Origin of the sequence: Paenibacillus camelliae, assembly GCF_023715345.1 — a bacterium.
Taxonomy (GTDB): Bacteria; Bacillota; Bacilli; order Paenibacillales; family Paenibacillaceae; genus Pristimantibacillus; species Pristimantibacillus camelliae.
Window position 1 is genome coordinate 1,096,220 of record NZ_JAMBNY010000001.1, and the last position, 26,917, is coordinate 1,123,136.

The 26,917-nt window shown below is 42.5% G+C and carries 18 protein-coding genes; 4 read left to right on the top strand and 14 right to left on the bottom strand.

Annotated elements, in window-relative coordinates; translation table 11 throughout:
* Nucleotides 1–225 precede the first annotated feature (225 nt).
* The 8 genes from M3180_RS05015 to M3180_RS05050 form a co-directional block, all read right to left on the bottom strand.
* A complete protein-coding gene (locus tag M3180_RS05015; protein ID WP_251666179.1) occupies nt 226–1,131 on the bottom strand; it encodes a hypothetical protein in 906 nt (301 codons plus the stop codon).
* Nucleotides 1,132–1,429: 298 nt separating this feature from the next.
* On the bottom strand, nt 1,430–5,149 hold the full coding sequence (locus tag M3180_RS05020; protein ID WP_251666180.1) for a glycosyl hydrolase 53 family protein: 3,720 nt from the start codon (nt 5,147–5,149) through the stop codon (nt 1,430–1,432).
* A 205-nt stretch (nt 5,150–5,354) separates the two neighbouring features.
* Nucleotides 5,355–6,233 (bottom strand): carbohydrate ABC transporter permease, encoded by an 879-nt coding sequence (locus tag M3180_RS05025; protein WP_251666181.1) that lies wholly within the window; start codon nt 6,231–6,233, stop codon nt 5,355–5,357.
* 21 nt (nt 6,234–6,254) lie between these two features.
* Nucleotides 6,255–7,148 (bottom strand): ABC transporter permease, encoded by an 894-nt coding sequence (locus M3180_RS05030; protein WP_251666182.1) that lies wholly within the window; start codon nt 7,146–7,148, stop codon nt 6,255–6,257.
* A gap of 239 nt (nt 7,149–7,387) precedes the next feature.
* A complete protein-coding gene (locus tag M3180_RS05035; RefSeq protein WP_251666183.1) occupies nt 7,388–9,091 on the bottom strand; it encodes an extracellular solute-binding protein in 1,704 nt (567 codons plus the stop codon).
* Between the two features lie 371 nt (nt 9,092–9,462).
* Nucleotides 9,463–11,070 (bottom strand): response regulator, encoded by a 1,608-nt coding sequence (locus M3180_RS05040; protein WP_251666184.1) that lies wholly within the window; start codon nt 11,068–11,070, stop codon nt 9,463–9,465.
* A complete protein-coding gene (locus tag M3180_RS05045; protein WP_251666185.1) occupies nt 11,048–12,835 on the bottom strand; it encodes a sensor histidine kinase in 1,788 nt (595 codons plus the stop codon). Before M3180_RS05045 ends, M3180_RS05040 begins: the two co-directional genes overlap by 23 nt.
* A gap of 215 nt (nt 12,836–13,050) precedes the next feature.
* Complete coding sequence (locus M3180_RS05050; RefSeq protein ID WP_251666186.1) at nt 13,051–14,004, bottom strand: ABC transporter substrate-binding protein; 954 nt, start codon at nt 14,002–14,004, stop codon at nt 13,051–13,053.
* Between the two features lie 390 nt (nt 14,005–14,394).
* On the opposite strand from M3180_RS05050, the gene M3180_RS05055 reads away from it, so the two are divergent.
* The 3 genes from M3180_RS05055 (at nt 14,395) to M3180_RS05065 (ending at nt 18,845) form a co-directional block, all read left to right on the top strand.
* The gene (locus M3180_RS05055) at nt 14,395–16,185 is read left to right on the top strand and encodes a sensor histidine kinase (protein WP_251666187.1); all 1,791 of its coding nucleotides are present in this window, start codon (nt 14,395–14,397) and stop codon (nt 16,183–16,185) included.
* Nucleotides 16,186–16,306: 121 nt separating this feature from the next.
* Nucleotides 16,307–17,914, top strand: coding sequence for a response regulator transcription factor (locus M3180_RS05060; protein ID WP_251666188.1), 1,608 nt, complete (start codon nt 16,307–16,309; stop codon nt 17,912–17,914).
* Nucleotides 17,892–18,845: a substrate-binding domain-containing protein gene (locus M3180_RS05065; RefSeq protein WP_251666189.1), complete on the top strand. Its 954-nt coding sequence runs from the start codon at nt 17,892–17,894 to the stop codon at nt 18,843–18,845. The genes M3180_RS05060 and M3180_RS05065 overlap by 23 nt, the downstream gene beginning before the upstream one ends.
* 56 nt (nt 18,846–18,901) lie before the next feature.
* Here M3180_RS05065 and yjfF read toward each other — a convergent pair whose 3' ends face one another.
* The 4 genes from yjfF to M3180_RS05085 form a co-directional block, all read right to left on the bottom strand.
* Nucleotides 18,902–19,870: a galactofuranose ABC transporter, permease protein YjfF gene (gene yjfF / locus M3180_RS05070; RefSeq protein WP_251666190.1), complete on the bottom strand. Its 969-nt coding sequence runs from the start codon at nt 19,868–19,870 to the stop codon at nt 18,902–18,904.
* Nucleotides 19,857–20,900: an ABC transporter permease gene (locus M3180_RS05075; RefSeq protein ID WP_251666191.1), complete on the bottom strand. Its 1,044-nt coding sequence runs from the start codon at nt 20,898–20,900 to the stop codon at nt 19,857–19,859. Before M3180_RS05075 ends, yjfF begins: the two co-directional genes overlap by 14 nt.
* Nucleotides 20,901–20,905: 5 nt before the next feature.
* Nucleotides 20,906–22,414, bottom strand: coding sequence for a sugar ABC transporter ATP-binding protein (locus M3180_RS05080; protein ID WP_251666192.1), 1,509 nt, complete (start codon nt 22,412–22,414; stop codon nt 20,906–20,908).
* Between the two features lie 101 nt (nt 22,415–22,515).
* Nucleotides 22,516–23,556, bottom strand: a complete 1,041-nt coding sequence (locus M3180_RS05085; RefSeq protein WP_251666193.1) for an ABC transporter substrate-binding protein — start codon at nt 23,554–23,556, stop codon at nt 22,516–22,518.
* A 341-nt stretch (nt 23,557–23,897) separates the two neighbouring features.
* Between M3180_RS05085 and M3180_RS05090 the strand changes: the two genes are divergently transcribed.
* A complete protein-coding gene (locus M3180_RS05090; RefSeq protein WP_251666194.1) occupies nt 23,898–24,671 on the top strand; it encodes a response regulator in 774 nt (257 codons plus the stop codon).
* 104 nt (nt 24,672–24,775) lie between these two features.
* Here M3180_RS05090 and M3180_RS05095 read toward each other — a convergent pair whose 3' ends face one another.
* Both M3180_RS05095 and M3180_RS05100 read right to left on the bottom strand, forming a co-directional pair.
* On the bottom strand, nt 24,776–26,311 hold the full coding sequence (locus tag M3180_RS05095) for a glycoside hydrolase family 43 protein (RefSeq protein ID WP_251666195.1): 1,536 nt from the start codon (nt 26,309–26,311) through the stop codon (nt 24,776–24,778).
* Nucleotides 26,312–26,421: 110 nt separating this feature from the next.
* Complete coding sequence (locus M3180_RS05100; protein WP_251666196.1) at nt 26,422–26,916, bottom strand: DUF1854 domain-containing protein; 495 nt, start codon at nt 26,914–26,916, stop codon at nt 26,422–26,424.
* Between the last annotated feature and the right edge of the window lies 1 nt (nt 26,917).

Here is a 26,917-nt window from a genome sequence, read left to right on the forward strand (position 1 = left end):
GAACAAAGTGTCTTTCACTCACGTTTAAAGCCTGAGATTTTTTTAGTTTTTAAGTCTTTGTGAGGAAGCTTCCTTTTTGAAGAGGTTTAATTCACCACTATCACTTTTCAATCTTCTTTGCTGTTTCGTTAGTTTAATCTATAAGCAGATGCAAAAAAAGTTGGGTGAAAAATAACATTCCTCCCAACTTTTTTTGTAGAAACTATATCGGACACTTCCTAATAATTATCTATTTATTCCCTCAATTTCCATAGTTAATAATGGAGGGTCTTCTAGAAACATTTTTTTGAGGTAGTAAGCGTCTGATTCCAGCTGTAAATTAAACCAAGCTTCATCTAAAGTTATCTCCATGAGTTCACCGCGCGTAACTTCCATATCTACTAAAGTATTAGCATCCTTCGCTATGTCATTTGTTGAATATAAATACTCGTCAATTACTAGTAAAGCATACATATTCATATTATTCGAGCCTTCGATTAGCATCCAGGTTTCATGCTGGTTGTCAAGAAAATTCATAATTTTAATCGTAAACCTGGCGTCTGGATAATCCATTTGCAAGATATCGAATGTACGCTTTACCTCTACTTTTATAGCTGAAAGTTTCTTTGATTTATATTCTGAAATTTCCTCTGTAAATGGGAATTTTACTTCAGGAATTCGAACTTGAACATCTCCTAACGAATCATAAGGTGCAGTAGAGTCTAAAAATGGGGTATACTGCGCTTCAGTGATAGTATTGACGTACACCTGCTTACTTTCCTTATTATAGTAAAAAGAAATATAGTCACCAGTCTTCTTATCCACACCATAAATTACAGGTACTTCAAACTTATTTGAATTTTTTTGATACACTGGTTGACTGTAGTCTCTTATTTCAATATTTACCGGATCATTCATTCGATCTTGATAAAGATTAATGTTGTTATCTTCCGGATAGTAATAACTATAATAGTTTACATATTCTACAAATGCTGCTTCCAAGGCTTCAACTGTAAACGGGGCGGGAAGCTTCTCATTTATGTTAGCTTCATATATAGAGGAGTGTGAACCGTCAAACGTATTTATATTGGAAGTTTGATTTGCACCACATGAACACAAGAATATAAATACTAGTACTAATATTTTTTTCATAGCCTCCTCCTTTATTACTGCATTACACACAGCTAACATCAATATTGTCACTTATAGAGTGCTTACCTCGAAATTAGAACGCAGTGTTACAATTTAATCTTACTATTATTGAGTTCAGATTGGATAAATCACTCATAGACTGCAACAAATAAATCATAAGTGAAAAAATCCTCTTTAAGCTTTTCGCTAAGACATGGTGCCTGCGATGCTTAAAGAGGATTTTCGGTTATCGCTTCGGGAGTGCCAGCCCCCTAGTCAATAAGCTTAATTTGCTATTGCTTTATCCAACTACTTATAATTACTTCTCTAGTAAAATAATCACCTGATAGAATAGCTCAAATAGCTCTTCTCTAGTAATCGCTTCTGTATAATCAATTTCTTCTAGCTGCCCTTGCAGCAAGCCCTTCTCATGTAATGCATGAATCGAATCCATCGCCCATGAATGAGCAGCAATAGCAGGGAGCTCGCCTATTTCAGTTTCCTCTGTTGATAGGCTCAGTATGCGTGCAAGCATTACATATAGCGACTCACGGCTCATCGCAGCATTAGGTGCGAAGCTGTTCTCCCCAACGCCGAGCAACCAACTCTGCTGGGTCAGCTGATCGATGTATGGTTTAGCCCAATGCGATTGTGGCACATCAGAGAATGGCTTCGGTTCACCAGCTGGTTTAACCGCAATTGACTCTCCTTGCAGCTTTAGTAGAAGAGCCGTTAGCTTACTGACCTCTGCACGTGTCGCAGCTTGGTGCAGCTGAAGCTTTGATTGTTGATTGCCTTGTACGATACCCATGGCTGTCAGCCTACGTACAGCATCACTTTGCTCCGGAGCATCCGTATAGCTACGTGTAACAGCTGCAATGACATACGGTTGGTTAGATTGAATCACTGCCTGCAGTGAATAGTCACTTCCAATTCCTTGCTTATAGATTAACTCTTGATCATTACTTGCTTGGTACAGTGCTACACTTGCAGCTGCTTCACTAGTTTGCAGCTTATCTGTCCACAGAAGCGGAAGATTCAGCGCTTCACGACCATCCATTGTTTCAGCGATAATTTTCCATCCCACAGCCTTCAACACAGCTACATCAGCATGGCCAGCTTGCTGCTTCTGGTCGACTGTTGCTTCTTTTTTAACTGTTATTCCTTGAATCGTTATATCTTTGATAGACTGCTTAAGCTGTTCACGACCAATAACAAGCGTCGATTGTCCCCATTCTATAACGATATCAGCATCAGCAGCTCGATTAAGCTCATGAATCGATAGCTTTAGCTCTTCTGCAGTATCCGATAGCTTTGCCGTCAGTACGGTTTTACCATCTATCGTTGCTGCTGTTAATATAGGTGCTTCTACCGGTACTGTGACTGGATTGCTTGGGGAAGGAGTCGGCTCTGCCCCTGAGATGCGGATAAGCTCCCAGTCATCAAAATCTCCATAATCATTATTCGCCTCATTAACGAGCACGCCAATTTCTAGGGTACCGTCTTCAACGACGATATTAGAAACGGTTATTTTCTTCCATTTGTCCCAGCCCGTTACTTCCAATGGCGTTGTATAAAGCTTATCTCCAGCTGCTGCATACAGCACACTTGACTCAGCTATTGGATGCTCATCTACACCAATTCGAGTTTGAACAGATAGCTCATATTCACCGTTGGGCAAATTCGTGAAGTGCTGCTTCGCACTTAACGTGTCCTGATCCCAAAAATGTATCGCATAGCTGCCAGAATATGCGGCATCTGTACTTCTTGAGCTATTAACGAACTCCCAAGCACTCATATCCTCGTGTTCTAATCCCGGATTAATCACATAGTTTTTGGGGCGTACCGTAATGTATGCTTTAATGCTGCGATTATCGTGCAATGTCCCCGTTAATTCATATTGTCCAGGAACGGTAAAGTCATAGCTGCTTGGCGACCAAGATACGACCTCCGTCGTGCGGTAAGTATCATTACTATATAGCGCTTTCACTGTCTTTGGCAACTCAACATACTCATCCTGACTTGTTGTCAGCTCGATGTCATCGACCGCTACAATCGTTGGTGCCACATAGTTGTCTCTTGGTGCTCTAACCGCGGTGAATACATTGAGTGATGGCAGTGCTTCACCAAAATAATTGAACAGAGCTTGATTGGCCCAGCCACTACCTCCGTCAACAGGAATTGCTTCACCCTGATAGCTTGCGGCATGACTTGTTGCCCAGCCTGTATCGGTCCCCATCTGCCATGCTGGCTCCCAATAAAAAATTCCTATCCCTTGCTGGTCTGGGACAGCAGCAACTGCTGCGATCACATCGCGAATAGCACTTGCCTGTCCTTGTACTGTGGCTAAATATCCGGCAGCATCTGCTTGCGCTTGACCGAAGATATGACCTGTCGGACCGTTGTGAATTGGCTCCTCCAATGTGTACGCATAGGACGTTTCCACGATAGCTACCTTTCTATCATAAGCAGCTGTTAGTTCATCCATCACCGTCTGTAAATTGTCCAATGAACCGTGCCAGAATGGATAATAGGACAGTCCGATGACATCATAGTCTAGATCATCGTATATGCCGAAAAAGCTGCTAACACGCTGTAGACCATCACCTGGATTCGCGCGGTGAATGACGATATCGATATGCTCGCCTGCTGATGCCGTCTCAAAATCACGAACGGCTTGGATGCCTTGAGCAATATATCGCTTCGCTTTTTCTGGTGAGTTACCTAACGGCCATAGCATCCCTCCGTTTGTTTCATTGCCAATTTGAATCATATCTGGATAGGCATTCGCGTCAGCAAGAGCTTGAAGCGTTTCATACGTATACGTGTAGACTTGCTGCTCTAGCTCTTCCGCATTCAAGTCCTTCCATGCCTTAGGAGTGCTTTGTCTGCCTGGATCCGTCCAAAAATCACTATAATGCAAGTCAACAAGCAGCTTCATATCCGCAGCCTTTACTTGAGCAGCCATTCTTACTAGTGCAGCGGTGTCAACATTGCCCGCTCCGTAGGGGTTGCCATGCTCATCTGAAGGGTTTACCCAGGAACGAAGCCTAACCCAATTTACACCGCTTGCTTTTAGCTCATCAATTAAAGAACTTTCTGTTCCAGCTTCATTATAATATTTTCGATCTACTTCTAATAAAGCATCAAGCATAGATATATCAGCACCCATAATAAAATCACTTCGCTTACCTTCGCTTAACTCATCAACAGGCTCTACCTTGATTGGTGCAGCACTGCTTTGCATTGTGCTAGAAACATAGATTGCACTAGTGCCGGCAGCAATCGCTTCCTCTTGCTCATATACAGTCGTATGAATAATTGCTTCTCCATCACCAACTGCTGTAACTAAGCCGTGCTCATTAACCGTAGCAATCGTTACATCACTGGATTCATAGCTCACACGTTGATCATCGCCCAGGCTCGTCGTTAGCTGCACGGTATAGCTCGGTCTAAGAATGGCGGAGTTAGGCTTTACGGCAGCCACTTCTACAGGTGCTGCTGGAGCTTCCTCCCATTCCGTCAATTGAATATTACGAACGTAGCCATAATGAGCTTCTGTGCTAATCATCTTTACTCCGATCGTTAGCTCACCATCTTCACCAACGACTATATTACTAATAATAATCGCAGCTGGTGCTTCCCAGCCGCTCCCAGCATATGAGATTGGCGTAGAGTATGTACCTTCACTAGAACGTGCATAGAACAGTGCATCTGGCCCTGGTGAAGCATCTTCACTGAACAGCTCCATCGACAGCTGATACACCCCTGCCGAAATATCAGTCTGCACTGACTTCAATTCAAAATTTAGCGCGTTGTCGCTATAATACTCTAGCCTTGCAGGTCCAGCCTCGTTGTCACCAAAGGTTTCTGGTTGCTGACCGATTAGCTGCCAGGTCGTCTCTTTGCCGTTTACCGTTAAATACTTAGAAGTGTAGACGGTCTCATCTGCCGCATAGACCGCTGTAAGCCCTGCTTGAAACAAAGAGCAAAACATTGCGATTGCTAGAACAATACTAAACCAAGGACGTGCCCTCATAAACCATTCCTCCATTACATTCATTGTTTATACTTTTCATCACGCTACTAGACTTGTGCCCAAATAAACTACCTAATTTTCTTTTCTAATCTACCTACTCTAGCTAATCTGCCTAGACTTACTAATATGTCTAGACTTACTAATCCGCCTAGTCAAACTAAGCTGCCCAATCTAACTAATCTGCCCGGCCTAGTAACTCTCAGCGCTATTCCTTAACCGAACCGAGCACTAGTCCTTTTACAAAATATTTTTGTAGAAACGGATAAATAATCATTACTGGTAAAGCACCTAGAAAGATTTGCGACGCGCGTACGGTTGTTTGAGATAATAGCTCCATTTCCTTCGGATTAAAGCTCATCGAGCTCATATCGCGCTGTACGATTACGGTTTGCAAGAAGGTGGCTAGTGGATAGTCGGTTTTATCATTAAGATATAGCAGTCCATCAAACCATGAATTCCAATGGAATACAATGCTGAACAGCCCTAAAGTAGCAAGTGCGGGTAGTGATACCGGTAAATAAATACTAAACATCGTTCTGAAATGTCCCGCACCATCAATAAGTGCCGCTTCCTCCAACTCCTTCGGTACTCCTCGGAAGAAGTTAAGCAGAAGAATCGTTAGCCATACATTGACCGCACCGGGTAGAACAAGCACCCAGAAGGAATTGACTAGCTGCAGCTTTTGAATAACGACATAGAACGGAACAAGTCCACCGTTAAAGATCATCGTGAATACGAATATCCATGCGTAAACATTTCTACCACGGAACGCTCGAGATTCCTTCGATAATGGATAGGCTGCTAGACAGGCTAGTGTGAGTGTAATAAGCGTGCCGATAACTGTTCGTTTAACAGCTACCCAGATCGAGCCAAGAAACACTGGGTTATTTAATGTTTTTTCATAAGCAATCGTTGTAAAATTTACTGGCCATAGACTGACCAAATTGCCATCCGCAGCAGCCTTAGCACTAAAGGATACAGCCAGCACATGCCAGACAGGCAATACACAGCAAATAGCGACTAACAGCAGAATAATGGTATTGCACACATTGAACACACGATAAGGTAATGTTTTATGATACATTTCCGCTCCACCTCTCTTTAGCTAAAAAATTCGGTAATTGGCCAGCTTGTAAGCTAGACGGTACGAGATTACGATGAGCACCATAGACACAACGGATTTGAATAAACCGACCGCTGTTGCAATACCAAACTTTCCTTCCAAAATAGCTGTTCGATAGACGAAGGTATCAATAATATCGCCTTTCTCGTATACAAGCGCGTTATAAAGGTTGAAAATTTGATCAAAGCCCGCATTGAGGACGTTGCCAAGCGATAGTGTACCAACGACAACAGCCATTGGCAGCAGTGCCGGAATTGTAATGTAGATGGTTTGCTTCCAGCGTGATGCTCCGTCAACCTCAGCAGCCTCATATAATGAAGGATTAATATTCGCTAGAGCAGCAATGAACACAATCGTTCCGTAACCAAACTCCTTCCACACCTCAGAGACGACCACCGTAAATCGGAACCAGTTACCGTTCGATAAAAACGGTACAGGATCTATGCCAAGCATGGACATTAAGAAGCGATTAACGAGCCCTCCATCTGTCGATAAAATATCAACGAGAATACCGCCCAGAATGACCCATGATAAAAAGTGAGGCAAATAAACGAGCGTTTGAATGGTGCGGCTTAAATACGCCTTACGAATTTCATTCAGCAATAGTGCAAATATAAAAGGTACGAGCAGGTTAAACACAATTTTTAGACCTGCAATAATGAAGGTGTTCCATATGACCTGTACACTATCCTGACGTTCAAACAGTAGCTTGAAATTATCCCAGCCAACCCAAGGGGAGCCTGTAATACCAAGCCAAGGCTTAAAGTCCTGAAACGAAATGACGATCCCTAGCATAGGCACATAGTTAAACACGATGAGAAACAGCAGCGATGGCAAAATCATAAGATGAAAGGGCCAATCCTTTATTCGCTTCATAACAACGCCTCCTTAAACATTTCATGTACTGCTTCGATATACTACTTTGCTTAACATCCCTAATAAGAAAATTATAGCTAGAGGTGCTGACCATTCGACAGCCCACAAAACCAATATTCATGGCACGATTACAACATCTTTGAAAAGCAAGAATGTCTGAAAAATAAAGCTCGTTCAGCAGCTAGTAACCAGCACTGAACGAGCTTGTAAATGATCCTCACTTGTAGGGTGTGAAGCTACTACTTCACGCCGTTATACCACTCATTAACTTCGGCTGTTATCTGATCTCCGCCATCAGCTTTCCATTGCTTGACAAAATCATCAAACGCACTAATGTCCTTATTACCGTAAATGATTTCGTTAAATGCTGTCAGCTCAAGCTTTTTCAAATAATCAAGCTTGCTGTTCATCGACTCAGTTGGAGGGCCTGTGAACATATCCTTATACGAAATATCTTCTTGCTGCAATAGAACAACCGCAGCAGCAGGTGTCTCCTCGCCATAAGAGGACTTCACTTCTTTTTCTAGACGCGTGACAGGCTCCTTGCCATCAGCCAAATTCATAAGCGCCTTCATCTGTGCATCAGGAATACGTGCACCATCGCGTACAAGCAGGTAACGAACCGCATTCACATAGCCACCAGGGATATCGTCCCAACGTAATAGTGAACCATCATCTGCTATATCGTAGTCATAGTTTTTGAACAAACCGTTTTCAAATACGCCGCCTTCCTTAGGGTCAGCATAATTGTCGAACAAATAGTTTTGATACGTAAAGAACGCTTCTGGGTGCTCCATCTTCGTACTAATTAAAGTCACACCATTCGTATAGTGTGTTCCATGGCGCATTGCCGTTCCATCTTCACCAGTAGGAATTGGGTATGGCTTCCACACTGCATCTGGATCATTAACTGCGGTATCTGATAGCGGCCAGCCACTCATCCAATAAGGGCCTGCGATAATGCCTGCTGTACCAGCAACGGCTGGAACTGCTGTTTGGTTTTCATCCCATAGTGCAATCTCTTGTGGAATGTAGCCCTTGCTATGCCAGTCATGCAGCAGCGCTAAGCCGTCCTTCATGCCTGGATGAATGGAGCCATACTCCAGCGTTCCGTCCGCAGCGACATTCCATTGCTCAGGCAATGTTCCGAATGCGCCAAAGATCCAGGACGGGTCACCCATCCAAGTGTTAAGCTTCATCTTCGTTCCCATACTTAATGGAGTAACCTCGCTTGGCGATAGACCAGACGGGTTATTATTCTTGAACTGCTCTAGTACATGCTCTAGCTCAGCAATTGTTTTTGGTGCTTCAAGCTTTAATGCATCTAACCAATCCTGACGAATCCATAGTAGATAGTCATGGTTGTAAGCATAATCTAGTACGGGTATTCCCATACGTTCACCGTTACGTGTATATGGGTTCCATACATTGTCATCGAGTGCCATCGCTTGCTTCCAAGTGTCGTTTGCATATTCATCAAAAAGGGAGCCTACCTCACGGAACAGACCAGAATCGATCAGTTCGTGCGCTAGCTGTGCATCTCCAATCGTTACAACATCTGGAATGTCGTTGCCTGAGTTAAGAGAAAGACGCATTTTCGTTTGAAATGCATTGTTGGAATCGGTTACAGACCATAGCGATTTAATCTCGATCCCTAATGTATCTAGGGCCCACTTTGTCGCTACGTTATTTTCGATCGTCTCATTGTTTTTGAACTTAAGCTCTGGGTCAATGCCCCAAACTGTAGAAATCGTAACAGGCGGATCATACTTATCCTTATAAGCAGATTCATTGCTCTCGTTACCTGTTTGATTCCCTTCCTGTGTTGCTTCAGGTGTTTTTGTGCTATTCGTAGTTGTATTGCCGCCATTATTACTGCCGCTGCATGCTGCTATCGTCGTCGCCAGCATAATGAGGACCAATAATAGTAATGATTTTTTCATCTTTGTACCCCCTTACGAATAATTGCTACACTTTAATTATAGATTGGGGTCACAGGTCAGCCTATGTTACTCTCTCAACATTTCTGCACCTTTATCAACCTTTAATGCCGAATTCAAGATACGACGCCGATTAAGCTACTTATGAGCTACATCGTGATCAAGCCTGTACTTATTGAGCTACATCTTTAAATAAAGGCTAAAAAAGTTCGGCTTTCAGCACCAAGAAGATTACACGCTAGTAGAAAACGCGGAGCGCAGCTTACGCTTTTAGTACGTGAGCACCAAAGTTTTCGCTAGCGTGCAATATTCGACGCCGAATAAGCTACATCGAGCTACATCGTGATCAAAGTTGGACTTTTTTAGCCTCCTCTCTATTGGTCGCGGTATTCGTTGGGTGTGCAGCCATAATACCTCCTGAAAACCTTACTAAAATACTGTGGGTTCTGGTATCCTAGCTCAGTCGTAATTTCGTAAATTTTCTTGTTCGTATGCTTCAGCATATAAACTGCCTTTTCCATTCGAATACGGATAATATAATCGCCAAGGCTTTCGCCGGTCTCTTGCTTATATAGCTTCGATAAATAAACCGGATGTAAATATACGCGATCTGCTATCGTTTTTACTGAAGTATCTACACCGAGCTCCTTACTTACAAGCTCTTGCACCTGCTTAATAATATGCTTTTTATGGTACGAATCACTTTCGTCATATTGGATGGAAAGCAGATCAAGCATCTCATTAGACCATGCACGCAAATGAGTGGCGGTTAGCATAATTGATCGGTCAAGCAGCAGATTGACACCTTGTGGATCGATGCTATGCAGATCAACCCCCATTTTGCTAGCAACATAGATCAATCCGTTGGATATCGCAATAAATGCTTCATACAGTTTTTCACGAGTATGCTGCTCGCTGCTGATAAAAAATGCATCGAGCTTATCTTTAGCCGCTTGCCACTGGCCACTCTCTAGCAAATTAATAAAGGTCGGTGGTTTATGCAGCTCCTCTAACGCACTGTGGCTTGACAGCTGCATCAAACTAAGTTCATCCATCATGACAAGCTTCGGCTCATCCAGTCTTATGCGATAAAGTGTCGTTAACGCTTCCCGATAATGCTTGCTTAACTGTTCCGGGAAGCTAAACCAATCCGAAGCCACAATTGAAATTTCTCCATCTAGATAGCTCATAACCTTCTGCTGTAAAGATTCGCATAGCCGCTTCATCATTTCCTTACTGGAATAGCTGCTCGCTACCCCCTCCCTCAAAGCAAGGAGGATAACGACATGATCCTGTGACGAGCTGCTATGCCAAACAAGATAGGGATCACGGAAGGTCTCCTCCGCAATATTCCCAATCGCATATTCTATTAATTCGATCGACGGTCGGTCCATTTCCATAAAACGCCCTGCCAGCTGTACCGTTAGTAAGGTGCATGCCTGGTCAACCCTGAATCCGAGCTCATATTGCTGAAGCAGACGATTCAGTAATGCATCTGGCCGTCTTCTTCCGAGCAGCAGCTCCTGCATTAGCTGACTACGAAGCACCGCTTGCTCAGATTTTCTCGCATATTGTTGACTTTGCTCCTCTTCCATCCGCTTTCTTTCCTCCGTAAGCACCTTCACCTGCGAGGAGATGCAGCGAATGAACGCATCATCATCTACTGGCTTAAGCAAGTAATCACCCGCTCGAAGCTTGATTGCTCTCTGTGCATATTCGAAGTCCGAGTAACCGGTAAGCAATACCGTCTTGAGTCTTGGCCACCTGTCCTTCGCCTGCTCAATAAGCTCAAGACCAGTCTGCTCTGGCATCCGAATATCAGTAACAAGTATGTCGATATGCCGCATCATCAGCACTTCAAGTGCCTCAGCCGCAGATGCAGCCTGATATACACCATGTACACCGATCTCCTGCCATGGAATCGTCAAGGCAAGACTTTCTGTTACATACGTTTCATCATCAACCAGCAAGATGTCCACCATCGATAGGTTCCCCCTCATTATCTGTATCCTGCTTATCAGTAGCATGCCAGCTAATCGTAACGCTCAAGCCCCCAAGCCTTGAGGGCTGTATCGTAATTCCCGCATTGTTGCCATAACGTAACGTCATCCGTTGATGCACATTCCATAGACCGCAGCCCATATCTTCCTGCATCGGATAATTCAATCGTTTCATGAGAGCAACGATATGTGCCTCGTCCATTCCTTTACCGTCATCCTCTACGGTAACTGTAACCCTATGTCCCTCTCTAGCGACAACAATCGCAATTGTACTCGCCGTACTCGATCGCTCAATACCATGCAGAACTGCATTCTCCACTAACGGCTGAATCGAAAGCGGCGGTATCATCTCAAGCAACAGCTCGTCTGGGAGCTCAATATGATAGGTTAACCGCTTCATACGCATCACGCTAATATCCAAGTAATGCTGAACAAACGTTAGCTCCTCCTGCAGAGTGACCAGCTCTTTCTCCTGTCTCGTCGTGTAGCGATAATAATGTGATAGGTTTTGAGACATCGCGATAACGGCACTGTAATTTTGCAGCTTGGCCATACTAGAAATAAATGAGAAGCAATTATAAAAGAAATGTGGGTTTATTTGGGATTGCAGCTGCTTAAGCTTGGCCTCCCTTATATGTATCTGCTCGAGATAAGAGCGTTGAAACAGCTCCTGAATCTGAGTAACCATTGAATTAAATCGTTTGAATAAGAAAGTAAACTCCGTATTGCCCTTCGGCTGGAGTCGAACCGAATAGTCCTCTTTTTTAACACGCTGAAAGCTCATGATCAGCTGCTTTATCGGTACTTGAACCTGAACATAAAGAAGGTATACGACGACAGCAGCCATCAATAGAAGAGCAGCCACCGATGCATAAAACAACGTATTACTTTTAGTTATAGGAAGCATCATCTCAGAGAGTGGTAAATAATCTACTAAAATCCACCCTGTCGTCGTCGAGCGCTCCATATTGACGAGATACGATTCGCCCGCCAGCGTCACGATTTCATAGCTTGACTTTTCAAGGTCCTGCAGCTGTAGATTTTCGAGCAATTGTGCTACTAGCTCTTTATTGGCTGCACTATGATAAATAATCTCCCCTTCCTTCACATAATAGAAAGGATTGCGCTGCCCATCACCGCGAAAGGCATCCAGCATCTGCTTAATATTTCCGCTGCTGAATTGAACCTCTAATACTAAATTCGACTTCTCTGGATTACGTGAGCTAGAAAAAGGAGATACCGTAACAAGAGAAAACTGATGCTCGCGCTCCTGCTCTGACACGGAAAAGCTGGTCATTTGCCAGCCCTTAGCAGATAAAGACGGCAAATATGTCTCATCCAGATGATTAACTTTGCTTGATGTAATGATTCGCTGTAAGGAAGGAGAATAAATCGTTAGCTGACTTGCCCAGTTCACCGAGTTTTCCTGGATGCTCAGCTTTTTTTGAATTCGCTTGATAAGCTCTATCGTTTCTAGATCTAAGTGGTCGCCAACTGGATGGTGAATATCCTTCAAGTTAGATATGTCTGGATCATAAATTAATAGATTGGGCCATTGGCTAATGGAATGTATAACGGTATCTATCTGCTGCTGAAAAAAGTTAAGCTGGTCACGACTTGAGTTTTGCAGCTCTGCACGCAAAACATCTGTACTCGTTTTATTGGAATACACGTACAAAGCGATAATTGGTATAAGCATTAGTACTAGTACCGTAAGCATTTTTCGATATAAATTAAATGTTGGCATGCTGCCTCACCTCGTTATCTAAAGATCGTAACGGAAAATAAAACGCTTTCATAGTACATTTTATTAATATTTATGGTAATTTTTAAGGCATTTTATAAAAATTCGAGAAAGCTTTTCATGCTAACGACAAACAACCCCCCGCTTCTATTCGGGATGAGCCAATAAGCGGTCTCGATCCGAAATACTGCAGGGGGTTGCTGCACTAAAAATTAGTTCTAATATTTTCGATGGTCAATTTCTAGATGAGCATACTCTTGTGTAAATATATCCTCGGGCGGAATGATTCGTTTAGGTAATGTGCGGCCACCCATAATCTCTCTAGCTGCTTGCATCAGTAATGAGCCTTGTAGTGGGTTACATTCGATCACTGCATTGATCTTACCTTCGATCATCATCTCGAATGCTTGACGAGTTCCATCCACTGATATAATGATGATATCTTTACCTGGTTCAAGTCCAAATTCCTCGATCGCTTGAATCGCTCCAATTGCCATGTCATCATTATGTGCGAACAACAGCTGTGGTGGTTGTTCCCCAGCCTCCTGCAAAAATTGCTCCATCACTTTCTTACCGCCCTCGATTGTAAAATCCGCGGGCTGACTCATTATTATTTCCATATCATCTCGTTCTTGAATTACATCACGGAAGCCTCTTCCACGATCAATGGACGGTGTGGAGCCAACTGTTCCTTCAAGCTCAGCGATTCGAATTCTCCCTGGTTTATTTCTCATTTTATCTAGTACGTATTTCCCTGCCTTAATGCCTTCCTCATAAAAGTCCGAACCGATAAATGTAACATAAAGTGAAGTATCCTCTACATTGACAGAACGATCAATAATGACCACTGGAATCCCTGCTTCTTTAATTTCCTGTAAGATGTTCTCCCAGCCCGTTTGAACAACGGGAGCAATAGCGATGACATCCACCTGTTTTTCAATAAAAGAACGAATTGCAGAGAATTGCGCTTGCTGCGATTGCTCTGCATTTTCAAGCAGCAACGTAATCCCCGCTTCCTTTGCCGATTCCACGATAGATGCTGTATTAGCTAAACGCCAATCACTCTCGCTTCCTAGCTGGGAGAAGCCCATGACAATATCCTCGTTCATATGGCTCGGATACAAGGAGCTTATATTGATTGTCTCTGTAACGACTGTTTCAACGGTTGGCATCTGAGATTCTACCGGCTTATTCTTTGAAAACGCAAAGCATCCTGTAAGTAAGAAACAAAAGCAAAGCAAAAAACATAACGTAGCCCTTGTAGTCGTCTTCAAGAGATGCAATGAATACTCCTCCCTCCTAGTTCTGCGATAATGCTAGCATGCTTTCACCTTATCGAACGCATTTCTAGATAGCAATATAGTTTTTTTTGTTGTATGTGTATTTTTTTTCGAAATTCACCTGTGCATTGCCTGGTTTTTCCACAAACAATATACAATTAGAATATATTTAGTGAAAGGTATAACTTTCTTCGTTCGCTTGAAAACGTTAACATGAATGATCTTATTTGTTATATGATGTGAATATATAGACTGTTATTCAGCAAGGAAGGATTGTATCGGATGAAGCAGATCTTTTCTAGTCTTCGTGCCAAGCTGCTCGTTATGTTTATTATTTTATCATCAGTGCCCTTACTAATTGTTGGAGTTGTCTCTTATCAAAAATCATACCATACACTATCAGACCATAGTAAAGCATCCACTCTGTTATATGCAGATCAATTAGTCAGTGACATTGATACATTGTTTCTAGACACACAGAAGTTGCTAGAGCTTGGAACAAACCCGACGGTACTCTACTTTTTAAGCTCTCAAACCGAAACCTATACGGAAGCAAAAGAAATTGTACAAACATTAGATATTTATCGCGGCACCTATCAGTACGATAGTGTTCTAAATATTCAAATGGTTAATCTATATGGAAAAGGTATTAGCGAACGTAAAGGTGTTTTTCAACTAGATCATAACCCACTCAGAAATCCTCACTTCGTATTATTATCTGAACACCCAGATGAAATATTAATAATTCCACCAACAGAAGCTTCAAGCTTTGACAGGCTCGATGGCTTTACATACCCAGGGGACAATGTTATTTCTATCATCGCGCCTCTCAAGCAGCGCGTGACGCATGAGGTCATCGGTTTTATTGTTATCGATCTCGACGATCAAATGATTGAGCACTATTACAACAATATTACGATTGGAAACACTGGTTTTTTCTTTGTCGCAGATCAATCTGGCAACCCTATTTTTTGGCCAGAAGCAAGAATAGGAGATCTTCCCTCAAGCAAAACGTTACTGACACATACGACATCACCTAGGGGAAGCTTTACTGAAGAGCTAAATAACGAGAAGCAGTTTTACGTCTACGCTACATCTGAAATGACTGGCTGGAGCATCGTCGGTATAGCTCCACTTAAAGAGATTATTGCTGATGCGATTGAAATTAGATTGCTAATTCTATTAAGTGTTGGGCTAAGCGCATTATTCGCCATTTCCCTCTATATTTCATTAACTCAACGTATCATTAGGCCGCTTCAGCTGCTCAAAGCAAAAATGCGGAAGGCAGCTGACGGTTACCTTGAAGCAAAAATAAAAACAAGTGGACAGGATGAGATAGCTGATTTAAGCGACAGCTTCAATACTATGCTGGAGAACATTAAACATTTAATTGAAAATAATAATCGCGAGCAAGAGCAAGTAAAGAAGGCAGAGCTCAGAACACTCCAAGCACAAATTAACCCGCATTTTCTATACAACACGCTGGAGTCCATTATATGGATGGCGGAATCAGGCAAAAACGATAACGTTATTAAGCTTGTTAAGGCAATGTCTCAATTTTTCAGAATCTCCTTAAATAAAGGCAGAGACTGGGTAACGATTCAGACTGAGCTGGAGCATGCTAAGAGCTATTTAACCATTCAGCAAATGCGATATTACGACATTTTAACCTATGAGATCGAGGTTGATGATGCGCTTTACTCTTATCCAATTCTGGCTATGACGCTTCAGCCTTTGATCGAAAACGCTCTTTATCATGGGATAAAAAATAAACGTGGCTTAGGGAAGATTCGTGTCAGTGGACAGATAGAAAATGATTATTATATTTTGCTGACCGTTGAGGACAATGGAATTGGGATTTCGTCTGAGCGGCTGCAGCATATTAGGGAGAGTTTGACCTTACCTATGGAAAGCTCCTCATCAGAGCAGATTGATGAGGAAAGTGAAAGCGGCTTTGGCTTGTTTAATGTCCATCAAAGATTACGCCTCTACTTTGGCGAGCCATGCGGTCTTATGCTTGAAAGCATCTACGGCGAAGGTGCTCGTGTTTCTGTACGAATACCACGGAAATAAAGGGAGTTACATCGAGGCTATAACAATGTAGCTACGAAAAGTTTTAGCTTATGCTTCCGATGTACTTTTCGTTGCATCGGAGATCACAAATCGTAGCTACGAAAAGTTTTAGGAGGGTCCTATGAAAAAGATCATGCTGGTGGATGATGAGATTTTAACTCGTGAAAGTATTAGAAACTGTGTTGATTGGAAAAGCAATGGATTTATCTATTGTGGTGATGCGGCGGATGGCGAGATGGCACTGCCATTAATTGAGGAGTGGAGTCCGCAAATTGTCATTACTGATATAAAAATGCCTTTTATGGACGGCTTGGAGCTAGCTTCCATTGTTCGCAAAGCGTATCCACACATCAAAATCATTATTTTAAGCGGGCATGACGAATTCCATTACGCACAGCAAGCTCTCCGTATCGGTGTTGAAGACTATTGTCTTAAGCCTGTTGGATCTACTGACTTAATCGAGCTGCTGCAAAAAGTTAGCAAGCAGATCGATTCCGAGCAGCTTCAGAAGGAAACAGCTGCCTATACAAAGGATAAATTGCTCTCAGATATGTGCGGAGGTTTAATCAATACGTCCAAGGCAATTGAAATCGCAGCAAATTATCATATTTCCTTGATCGCCCGTTATTATGCTGTGATCTCTATCGACTTTTGTTTCCATGAAGAATTATTAGATGATAACTCTTATAAGCTTGCTGCGGAACAGTTTATTTCTTACTTTCAGTCAGACGTAGATGTATTAAGCTATCGACCAAGCCGTAGTGAGTTGGTCTGCCTCGTTAAATCCAATAATGAGTATGTGCTGCAGCAATGCTTAGCAGAGCTGCCTCAACAAACCAAGCCAATGCTGCAGCTGCTTAACTGTAAAGCTTTACTTGGTATTGGCTCAATTGAACAAAGACTGCAGAGTATTCATCAATCGTATCTAGTTGCCGATCATGAAAAAAACAAACAACGATTATTGCAGAACAGCCAGCTGGAAGCTAATACTTTTTTGCAAAATGCAACGGTACAACAACCGCTCATTGATCGAGCAAAGTTTATTAATTTTGTTAAGATTGGCACCACGGAGCAGCTACATGAATTTTCCCACGCATTCTGCAAAGATATTGAGCAGCTATCATGGAGCAATTCGATGTACGGCATATACTTGTTTAACGAACTGACGCTTGAAGCATTCCACACCGCAAAGCAATGCTTTGCTGACATTCCAAATTGCAGTGAGCTCGTTGCACAGATGCAGCAACGAGTTAGAGAGATTAATTCTTTGGAGCAGTGCAAGTCTTACCTAATCGACCTTTTATCGTTGCTATGGCAATGGAGATCAATTGGCGCTAATCAATATAGCGAGCTAATTCTGAGAGTAAAGCAATATATTACCGAGCATTATCACAATAAGCAATTATCACTACAGGAAGTATCTAGACATGTTGGAGTAAGCCCAAGTCATCTTAGTAAAGTGTTCAGTCAGGAAGCTAAGCAGACACTTACTGAATTTATTACGCGTACTAGAATTCATAAAGCTATGGAGCTGCTCAAGACGACAAATAGCAAAACATTCGAGATTGCTTATGAGGTAGGCTATCAAGACCAGCATTATTTCTCTAACATTTTCAAAAAGGCGACAGGAATGACACCAATTGAGTTTCGCAAGCAAGGCAGTGCAATGACCGCTGAGACCTTTTACTTTGCGGGAGGGGTAAAGCATGCTGCAGCTCAGAAAACTTAGCGCTCAACTCTTAGGCATACTCGTTATCGTTTTGCTTGCAAGCTGTACTGAGCAGGAAAGAAGCCATATGATTGGCATAACGGGAGAAGTAGATCAAGCCATAGCGGAAAGCTTATCCTTCGGTATAATATTTCCGATGGCTGATCCCTCGTATGAATTAATTACCGAGCACGCAGAAAAAATGGCTCAATCGCACAACATCCGTTTGCTTGTTGCAGCCCCGGACGAGGCAAATTTAGAGCAGCAAATCCGAATCATGGAATCGATGATTAGACAAAAGGTTGATGGCATTGCCATATCTCCTGTTGATGCTGAAGCGCTCGAGCCTGTCATTAACCAGGCTATCGACAATAATATACCTGTGATCTGCTTTGAATCAGACGCTCCTAACAGTAAACGGCTTAGCTTTATCGGAGCCGACAATTATGAAACGGGTCGCCAGCTTGGAATGGCGACAAACAAGCTGCTAAATAATAAAGGGATGATTATCGTTGGAACTGGCATGTCTGATATGCTTAGTCTAAAACAAAGACTGGAAGGGCTGCTTAATTATATTAATGAGGAGACAGAAATCGAAGTACTGCAGGTTAAATATAATGAAGGAAAGAAAGATATTGCTATTGAAAAGCTGGAAGAAATGATTAACGAGCATCCTCATTTTAGTGCTTTCTTAAGCCTTGATTCTGTATCTAGCTCTGCCTCAATTTTAATTTGGAAGGCCGCAGGCATGAACCGGTATGTGTTAAGCATCGGCAAAACTGCTGAGTCAGAAACGGCGATTCACAACGGACAGATCCATACGATCATTTCTCAAAATGAGCATAGCTGGGGCTCCACAATCATTGACACACTTATGAAGGCCAATCAGCAAACCGTCATACCATCGTTCATTGATATGGGAATAGAAGAATTGAACACTACTAAACAATAGAAGCAGACATGTGTCTGCTTCTTTGCTGCGCATACAATAACGCTACACATACTACGTTATGATTTAAATATCGCTTGCCTTGCACTAAGCACCTTCTGCAGTAAAATAAAAAGACAAAGCAGCAGGCCAATTACAATTTTCGTCCACCATGAGCTAAGCGTGCCTTCAAAGCTAATAATCGTCTGAATAATGCCCTGGATCATCACTCCAAAAAATGTGCCTACGATATAGCCAACACCGCCTGTCAACAGCGTCCCTCCGATTACGACGGCTGCGATCGTATCGAGCTCCATCCCCACTGCGTGCAGCCCATAGCCTGAAAGCATATAAAACGTAAATACTACACCTGCAAGAGCTGAACACAAGCCACTAAGCGTGTACACTAATATTTTTGTTTTTGCTACTGGCAAGCCCATTAGCAATGCCGATTGCTCACTTCCCCCGATCGCATATACATTTCTGCCAAACGATGTGTAGTGCGCGATATAGATAGCTGCTGCAACTACAACAAGCGCAATAATTACACTTATTGAGATGAAGCTGCCACCTGGCAGCCTAATCTTTGTTTGTGCCATTGCTGTATAAAATGGGTTGTCGATCGTAATCGTTTGGATGCTAATAACATAGCAAAGCCCGCGTGCAAGAAACATACCTGCCAACGTAACGATAAATGGCTGTATCTTAAAATAATGTATAATTGCTCCCATGCCACAGCCCAGCAAAGCACCTATCAGCAATACTAGCGGAATAACGATGATAGGAGACCAGTTCAGCTGCTGAACGAGGCTGGCTGATATCATGGTCGTTAATGCAATGACTGCGCCAACAGATAAATCAATGCCACCTGAAATAATGACGAATGACATGCCTACCGCCACAATCAGTAAAAAAGCATTATCGATCAATAGATTCAAGAGAACCTGTGGCGAAAAAAAACCATTGTAGCGAAACGAGCCTGCTATGAACATGAGCAAAAATAATGATGTCGTAACCACAATAGGTACATATTTTCTATTGATTGACATGACTCGTTGCCTCCCTTTCTGCTGTATAGTGCCTTGTATTCCAGCGATGAACGAGTGTTTTTCTGAATGTTTCTGACTGAATCAAGCATACGATAAGCACGACGCACGCTTTGACGACAAGCGTAATCTCAGGCGGAATACCAATCATATATATCGTTGTTGTGAGTGTTTGAATGATAAGTGCACCAATAATAGTACCAATGAGATAAAAGCGTCCGCCATTGAGTGAGGTCCCGCCAATAACGACGGCCAAGATCGCGTCAAGCTCATACCAAAGCCCTGCATTGTTACCATCTGCACTTGATACGTTGGAGCTGACCAATAATCCAGCAATTCCTGCACATAAGCCGCAAAAAACATATACCAACATTAGCACCATCACGGAGCGAATACCGGATAGACGACTCGCTTCAGGATTACAGCCTACTGCTTCAATAAATAACCCCAGTGCACTTTTACGCGTTAATAACAACGCAATGGCTAGCATTAGAGCAACGACAAACACAGAAACCGGCAAAGCAGCCAAAGCACCTGTACCGATAAAAGCATATTTAGGACTGTTAACTGTAATAATTTGTCCGCTAGTAATGAGCTGTGCAATCCCTCTTCCTGCAACCATCAGAATAAGTGTTGCAATAATAGGCTGAATACCTGCTTTTGCAACGAGTAAGCCATTCCACAAGCCTAGAAAAAGGGAGAGCAACAAGGCCATTCCCATAGCTGACAGCACTAAAGATAAAGTGTTTTGATCATTTCCTCTGCTAATAATCAGGCAGCTTAGTGCTCCTGCAATCGCTACGATCGAGCCTACAGATAGATCAATGCCCTTTGTAGCGATGACAAGCGTCATCCCTATAGAAACTAGCATTAATGGGGCTCCAAAATTCAATATATCAATTAAACTACCGTACAGCTTTCCATCTCTAACAACGATACTAAAAAAGTCAGGTGAATATATGAAATTAAACAACAATAAAGAAAATAATATGGCAACCGGCCAAAATAAATGATGTTTATAAAGTTGTCTCATCTACACTAACCTCCTGCGATCGTCTTCATAATGGAGTGCTCTGTCATTTCCTGGTCGCTAATCTCCTTAATTTTACGACGATCTCTTAGCACAGCAATTCTATGGCTGACACGTAAAACTTCTTCCAGCTCTGAGGAAATAAAAAGAACGGACATTCCTTTTGCCGAGAGATCCAGCACTAAGCGTTGAATTTCAGTTTTTGCACCAACATCGATCCCTCTCGTTGGCTCATCCAATATAAGCAGCTTTGGTTGCGTTAACAGCCAACGTGCTAAAAGAACCTTTTGCTGGTTGCCTCCGCTTAAATTTTTTATGAGCTGCTCTGTATGTGGAGGGTTAATATTCAATAGCTGAATATAATGCTCTGCGATCTCATTTTGTTTTTTACGTGAGAGCGGCTTATACCAGCCACGTGTCGATTGTAGTGCCACGATAATATTTTCTCTTACCGTCAACTCATCCAATATTCCTTCAGTTTTTCGATTCTCCGAGCAGAAAGCAACACCATGCTCGATGGCCTTTCGAGGTGACTGAATATGCTGGTTAGCCTTGCTCATTCGTACCGTACCTTGGTCTAGCGCATCAGCTCCAAAAAATAAGCGAGCAGTCTCCGTTCTTCCTGATCCAAGTAATCCAGCTAGACCGATGACTTCACCTTTACGCAGCTTTAGATCAAATGGTTCAATTGCTCCCTTACGTGCTGCTTGCTTTGCCTCTGCAATAATCTCGTTCCCTTCGAATTGCTCACTAGCTGATTTGCTAGGAAGCTTTTCGAGCTGCGTCAAATCCTTCCCTATCATCTGTGAAACGAGCTCCAGCTTCGGCAAGTCCTTTGCCATATATTCACCTACTAAATTTCCATTGCGCAAAATTGTAATACGATCAGATATTTCATATACCTGATCAAGGAAATGTGTAACGAATAAAATAGCTAATCCATCTTGCTTCAAGGTTTGCATAATACTGAACAGCTGCTTTACCTCATTAGCATCAAGGCTTGAGGTTGGCTCATCCAGAATTAATACTTTTGCTGATATGCTCAATGCACGTGCAATCGCGATGAGCTGCTGTATTGCAACGGAATAAGCATGTAATGGCAGCGTTACATCTATATTAAGCTGCATTCGATCCTTCAGCAGCTTGTCAGCATTACGATTCATCTGCTTCCACAGAATACGTCCAAAACGTCTCGGCTCTCTACCGATAAAGATGTTTTCAGCAACCGTTAAATTCGTACAGAGATTAACTTCCTGATATACGGTGCTTATTCCAGCTTCTTGCGCTTCAAGTGGGCTTTTTAGTGATACGGGTTGATTAGACAGCTTCACAGCACCTTGATCAATGGAATAAACACCTGTAAGAACCTTAATTAAGGAGGATTTACCCGCTCCGTTTTCGCCCATCAGCGCATGTACTTCACCAGAAAACAGCCTAAAATCTACATTACTAAGCGCCTTCACTCCTGGAAACTGTTTATGAATACCACGCATTTCGAGTACTGGTTGTTGTTCCATCTGTCTCACTCCCAAAACATGTCATAGTTATACAAGAGAAAGCCACTCTAGCAGGCTGTAAGCCAATTGGAGTGACTTTCTCACATCACATTAGTACTTTACTAGTACGCTCGTGTTGGCAATGCTTCTAATGCCTCTTCCGAAGTAAACGTTGCCTCCTCTGTCGCTACACGTCTTGGAATTTCTACACCGTCAACAACATCCTTCACCATTTCCATTAGCTGTGGCCCTAGCATTGGATTACATTCCACGATGAAGTTGATTTTGCCTTCACTTGCAGCAATCATGCCATCTTTAACCGCATCAACCGAAATAATAATAATGTCCTCCCCTGGCTTTAAGCCTGCTGCTTCAATCGCTTGAATGGCGCCAAGTGCCATATCATCATTGTGGGCATATAGTACATCAATATCTTTGTGAGCTTTCAAGAAAGCTTGCATAACCTCTTTCCCTTTGGCACGTGTGAAATCTCCTGTTTGTGAAGCAATAACTTGAAGATTAGCATTTTCTTTAATGATTTCTTCAAAGCCTGCCTTGCGATCATTGGCAGGTGCCGATCCCGTTGTACCTTGCAGTTCAACAATATTAATCGTTTCACTCGCATCTTGGAATTGCTCTACTAACCATCGGCCAGCTTTTCTGCCCTCTTCTACAAAGTCAGATCCGATAAAGGATAAGTAAAGTGACTCGTCTTTAGAATCTACAGCACGGTCAACGAGAATAACTGGGATGTTTGCATCCTTCGCTTCCTTCAACACTGTGTCCCATCCAGATTCAACAACTGGCGAAAATGCGATGACATCTACCTTTTGTTGAATGTAAGAACGAATGGCTTTAATTTGGTTTTCTTGCTTTTGCTGAGCATCAGAAAATTTCAACTCAAAGCCAGCAGCTTCAGCTGATTCTTGAATTGACTTTGTGTTCGCCGTACGCCAGCCACTTTCCGCACCAACCTGGGCAAAGCCTAATGTAATTTTCTTGTCGCTGCTAGAGTTATTATTGTTTGTATTTTGTGCGTTTGTCGTTGTTGTCGTGCTACCATTATTCGTCTTCGTTGAATCCCCCGAATTTCCGCATGCCGCTGTAATAACCATCATGATGGCTAGCGCCATTATCGCACCAAACTTGCGATATGTTCTCATTATGATTCCTCCTCTTTATTGATCACCAACAGGTGTATCCAGATTATAAACCGCTTTCACAACCCGCTTATACGAGATGCCATACGGTATTTATTGAATATTTTTTGAAGTTGAAGCGTCATAAAACCAAAAGTGTATTATTTTGTTTAGTTTTTGTAATTTTCATGCTGTAATAGCCGTCCATTGACGAAGATTTGTTCAACATGTAAACAAATGCAGCAAGTACAAAGATTTGCACATTGTTTGCAACGCTTTCATTTAACATAATTAAAGCGTATTCATTTTGTTGTTGTACTGAGCAATATATAGACCATGTTTATACAGTAAGGGGGTAACCGTTTATGTATAACGTTCTTCTAGTTGGGCCTAATCCGGTAACGTTAAAGGAAACGGAAGCTATCATTCAACGATTAGATGTAGGCTACCAAGTTCATGCCAGTATAAGTACATATGATGAGGCAATGGATCTGCTCAATGAGAAAACCATTTCACTCGTTATCATTCCGATGCAAGGGTATAACGCGAGCGGTATGTTACTATGCAGCCGTATTCGACAGCATAGCCGAATTCCAATTCTACTGCTAGGAGGTAAAAACGACTTCCAGCTTGCTAGAAAAGCGCTCACCTATCAAATTAGCGATTATTTAGCCGAACCTTTAAAAGTTGATGCCTTGGAAGCTAGCCTACTAGCCATTCGGAAAGAGCTTGAGTACCATTACACCTTCTACTCTACGACACTCATTCCTCAATCCTCTGCGATCAAGAAGAAGGATGACGCGTCTAAAGCAGTTATTGACTCCGTAAAGCGCTATGTACAAGATGAATTAAATCAAAATATTACATTGAAAAAAATATCAAGAAAGCTGCATTTTAACTGTGCGTACTTAGGACAAAAATTTAAGCTGTATGAAAACATGTCCTTTAATGAATATTTGCTGCAGCAAAGAATGGAAAAGGCGAAGCTGCTGCTAACAAGAACGGATCTTAAAATCTACGAAATTGCCAATGAAATTGGCTACACAGAGATCGATTGGTTCTACAAGAAGTTTAAGGAATACACCGGCTTGAGTGCCAACATGTACAGAAAGCAATACGAATTGTCTCGCGCTAATTAAAAAAAGAGCCTGCTGGTTGACTGATATCTCTCCCTCGTTAAACAGATTACCTGTCTAACTAAGGAAAGCGTATCAAACCAGCAGGCTCTTAACTTTCAGTGTAATTATCGGATGAGCTGAAACTCACCGTCTACCTTTTTCCAATAGTGGAAATAGTCATAATCTACATAACCGCCCGATTGCGCAGTTGCGTAGTTAAACAAACCTATTCGATAGCCCATAAAATGATCTAACGTATATCTCATTTTTAGAGGCTGACCGATGCTCATCCAATCTCCCTCTGTTGTTGCATAATAAAAATAAGCTAGATCTATGCTATCCTCAAATTCAAATTGTATTTTGAAGTATACGACTGGCGCGTCACAAGGTATCGTCTCTACGATTTGCTCTTGTCCGTCTCCGTCATTTACTGTCATTACAACCGCTCGTTTTCCTTCACTATCGACTTGCATCCCCACTGTGCCAAACCAGTTCTGCAAGGCCACTAAGCCGGCATGGTCACCTGGCTTCATTTGCGTCACATCAACTACAACCTCGCCTATACAGGATGGTCCTTCAGTACGCTGGGTAATGGTGTTTCTTGCTTCAAGCACACTGTGAGCTAATGCGCCTGTCGTAAGTCTTAAATATCCTGTCCGCTCCGTCACAGACCATAGCTGCTCGTTCGGGCGATGATTCCATTGCCACTGTAAAGCTAGCTTATTTTCCTTATAATCAAATTCGTCACTACATACGATCGGTCTAGTGCTTGTATAGGGAAGCGATACTTCAAACGACTCTGGGACTTTACCGTTTACTCCGAATACGGGCCAGTCCTCCTCCCACGTTACTGGAACGACAACGGGGATTCTGCCCACGGCATCATGATCCTGGAATAGCATCGCATACCACTTGCCATTAACATCCTTCACAATGCCGCCCTGAGCTACGCCATGATTGCGATATCCCAAATTATCATCCAGTACAACTTTAAGCTCGAACGGGCCTAGCAGGCTTTCCGAGCGATAGCAAATCTGTCTGCGACGCTGGTTGCCATCTCTTGGCCATTCGATAAAGAAAAAGTAGTAATATCCATTTAATTTGTACGCATGACAGCCCTCAGCGCGCAGCCCCATCCCTTCTGACTTCCCTTCAAGCAGCAGCTGATTCAAGCCACCTTCCTTGACTGAACGTAGATCAGAGGTTAGTTCCGTAATGTGAATGTTGCCGTTGCCATGAATGACGTATACACGATCCTCATCGAATAGTAAGCTTGGGTCGTGGAACAGCTGTTTAATAACCGATCGCTTCCACTCCCCTTGCTCGATGCTGCTTGATCGATATACATAAAACTGACGTGTATCATTGCTGGAGAAGCACACATAAAATACGCCATTATGCTCTCGAAGACAAGTAGCCCATGAGCCTTTACTATATATGTTTTTCCCGTCGACCATATTGTGTTGATCATTATCCTCTAGCGTATCAAACACATAGCTAATAATTTCCCAATTAGCCATATCTCTCGATCTCATAATCGGACAGCCCGGCATAGAATGCATGCTTGTGCTTACCATATAGAAATAGTCACCTACTGCGATGACACTTGGATCTGGAACATCAGCCCATATAATTGGGTTTTGAATCATCGTGCTGCTCATTGTGATTGATCCTCCTTTAGTTCTCATATGTATGAATAATATCTTGTACCTTCCTAAACAACAACCTGCCAGTTCACGGCTTTTATACCTGCTGAAATATGGATAGCCCGTTATAATATATCTCTAAGCAATCGCTGGCTATGTGCATCCAGCTGCCTCCAATTAACAATATCGCAGCGTCTGCCATCAAGGTCGGATAATAAAATTCGGTCTCCTCCTGGAAATTGAATATGATCATGTAAATTCCGCATAATGATACGAATCGAACCGAGATGGGTTTGCAGCTCCCAAAACCACAGATCTGAACGCTGCTTAATGGATTCAATTTTAGTGACACGAGGTAGAAAATAGCGAAGCTCAATTTCCTCCTTCAGTACAGCTGCACTGTCTCGATCAAGTCCAGCCAATGATCGGACGATTCCAAGCTCATTGCCGTCCTTCGTTCGTATTGAAACATACTCGCTTGTGTACCGCATTGGGAATGTAAGAAAAATAAGCAGCTCGTGATACGTTTTTCCATCAACAATTCCCTGTAGTACTCCACCCTCGCCACGGTATACGTAAAGCTCTTCTGACGAAAGCATTCGGATGTCCTCTGCACTCATC

Coding starts and splice junctions, on each gene's coding strand:
- M3180_RS05015 (WP_251666179.1), bottom strand. CDS start 1,131: ATGAAAAAAATATTAGTACTAGTATTTATATTCTTGTGTTCATGTGGT.
- M3180_RS05020 (WP_251666180.1), bottom strand. CDS start 5,149: ATGAGGGCACGTCCTTGGTTTAGTATTGTTCTAGCAATCGCAATGTTT.
- M3180_RS05025 (WP_251666181.1), bottom strand. CDS start 6,233: ATGTATCATAAAACATTACCTTATCGTGTGTTCAATGTGTGCAATACC.
- M3180_RS05030 (WP_251666182.1), bottom strand. CDS start 7,148: ATGAAGCGAATAAAGGATTGGCCCTTTCATCTTATGATTTTGCCATCG.
- M3180_RS05035 (WP_251666183.1), bottom strand. CDS start 9,091: ATGAAAAAATCATTACTATTATTGGTCCTCATTATGCTGGCGACGACG.
- M3180_RS05040 (WP_251666184.1), bottom strand. CDS start 11,070: ATGGTGGACATCTTGCTGGTTGATGATGAAACGTATGTAACAGAAAGT.
- M3180_RS05045 (WP_251666185.1), bottom strand. CDS start 12,835: ATGCCAACATTTAATTTATATCGAAAAATGCTTACGGTACTAGTACTA.
- M3180_RS05050 (WP_251666186.1), bottom strand. CDS start 14,004: ATGCCAACCGTTGAAACAGTCGTTACAGAGACAATCAATATAAGCTCC.
- M3180_RS05055 (WP_251666187.1), top strand. CDS start 14,395: ATGAAGCAGATCTTTTCTAGTCTTCGTGCCAAGCTGCTCGTTATGTTT.
- M3180_RS05060 (WP_251666188.1), top strand. CDS start 16,307: ATGAAAAAGATCATGCTGGTGGATGATGAGATTTTAACTCGTGAAAGT.
- M3180_RS05065 (WP_251666189.1), top strand. CDS start 17,892: ATGCTGCAGCTCAGAAAACTTAGCGCTCAACTCTTAGGCATACTCGTT.
- yjfF (WP_251666190.1), bottom strand. CDS start 19,870: ATGTCAATCAATAGAAAATATGTACCTATTGTGGTTACGACATCATTA.
- M3180_RS05075 (WP_251666191.1), bottom strand. CDS start 20,900: ATGAGACAACTTTATAAACATCATTTATTTTGGCCGGTTGCCATATTA.
- M3180_RS05080 (WP_251666192.1), bottom strand. CDS start 22,414: ATGGAACAACAACCAGTACTCGAAATGCGTGGTATTCATAAACAGTTT.
- M3180_RS05085 (WP_251666193.1), bottom strand. CDS start 23,556: ATGAGAACATATCGCAAGTTTGGTGCGATAATGGCGCTAGCCATCATG.
- M3180_RS05090 (WP_251666194.1), top strand. CDS start 23,898: ATGTATAACGTTCTTCTAGTTGGGCCTAATCCGGTAACGTTAAAGGAA.
- M3180_RS05095 (WP_251666195.1), bottom strand. CDS start 26,311: ATGAGCAGCACGATGATTCAAAACCCAATTATATGGGCTGATGTTCCA.
- M3180_RS05100 (WP_251666196.1), bottom strand. CDS start 26,916: ATGAGTGCAGAGGACATCCGAATGCTTTCGTCAGAAGAGCTTTACGTA.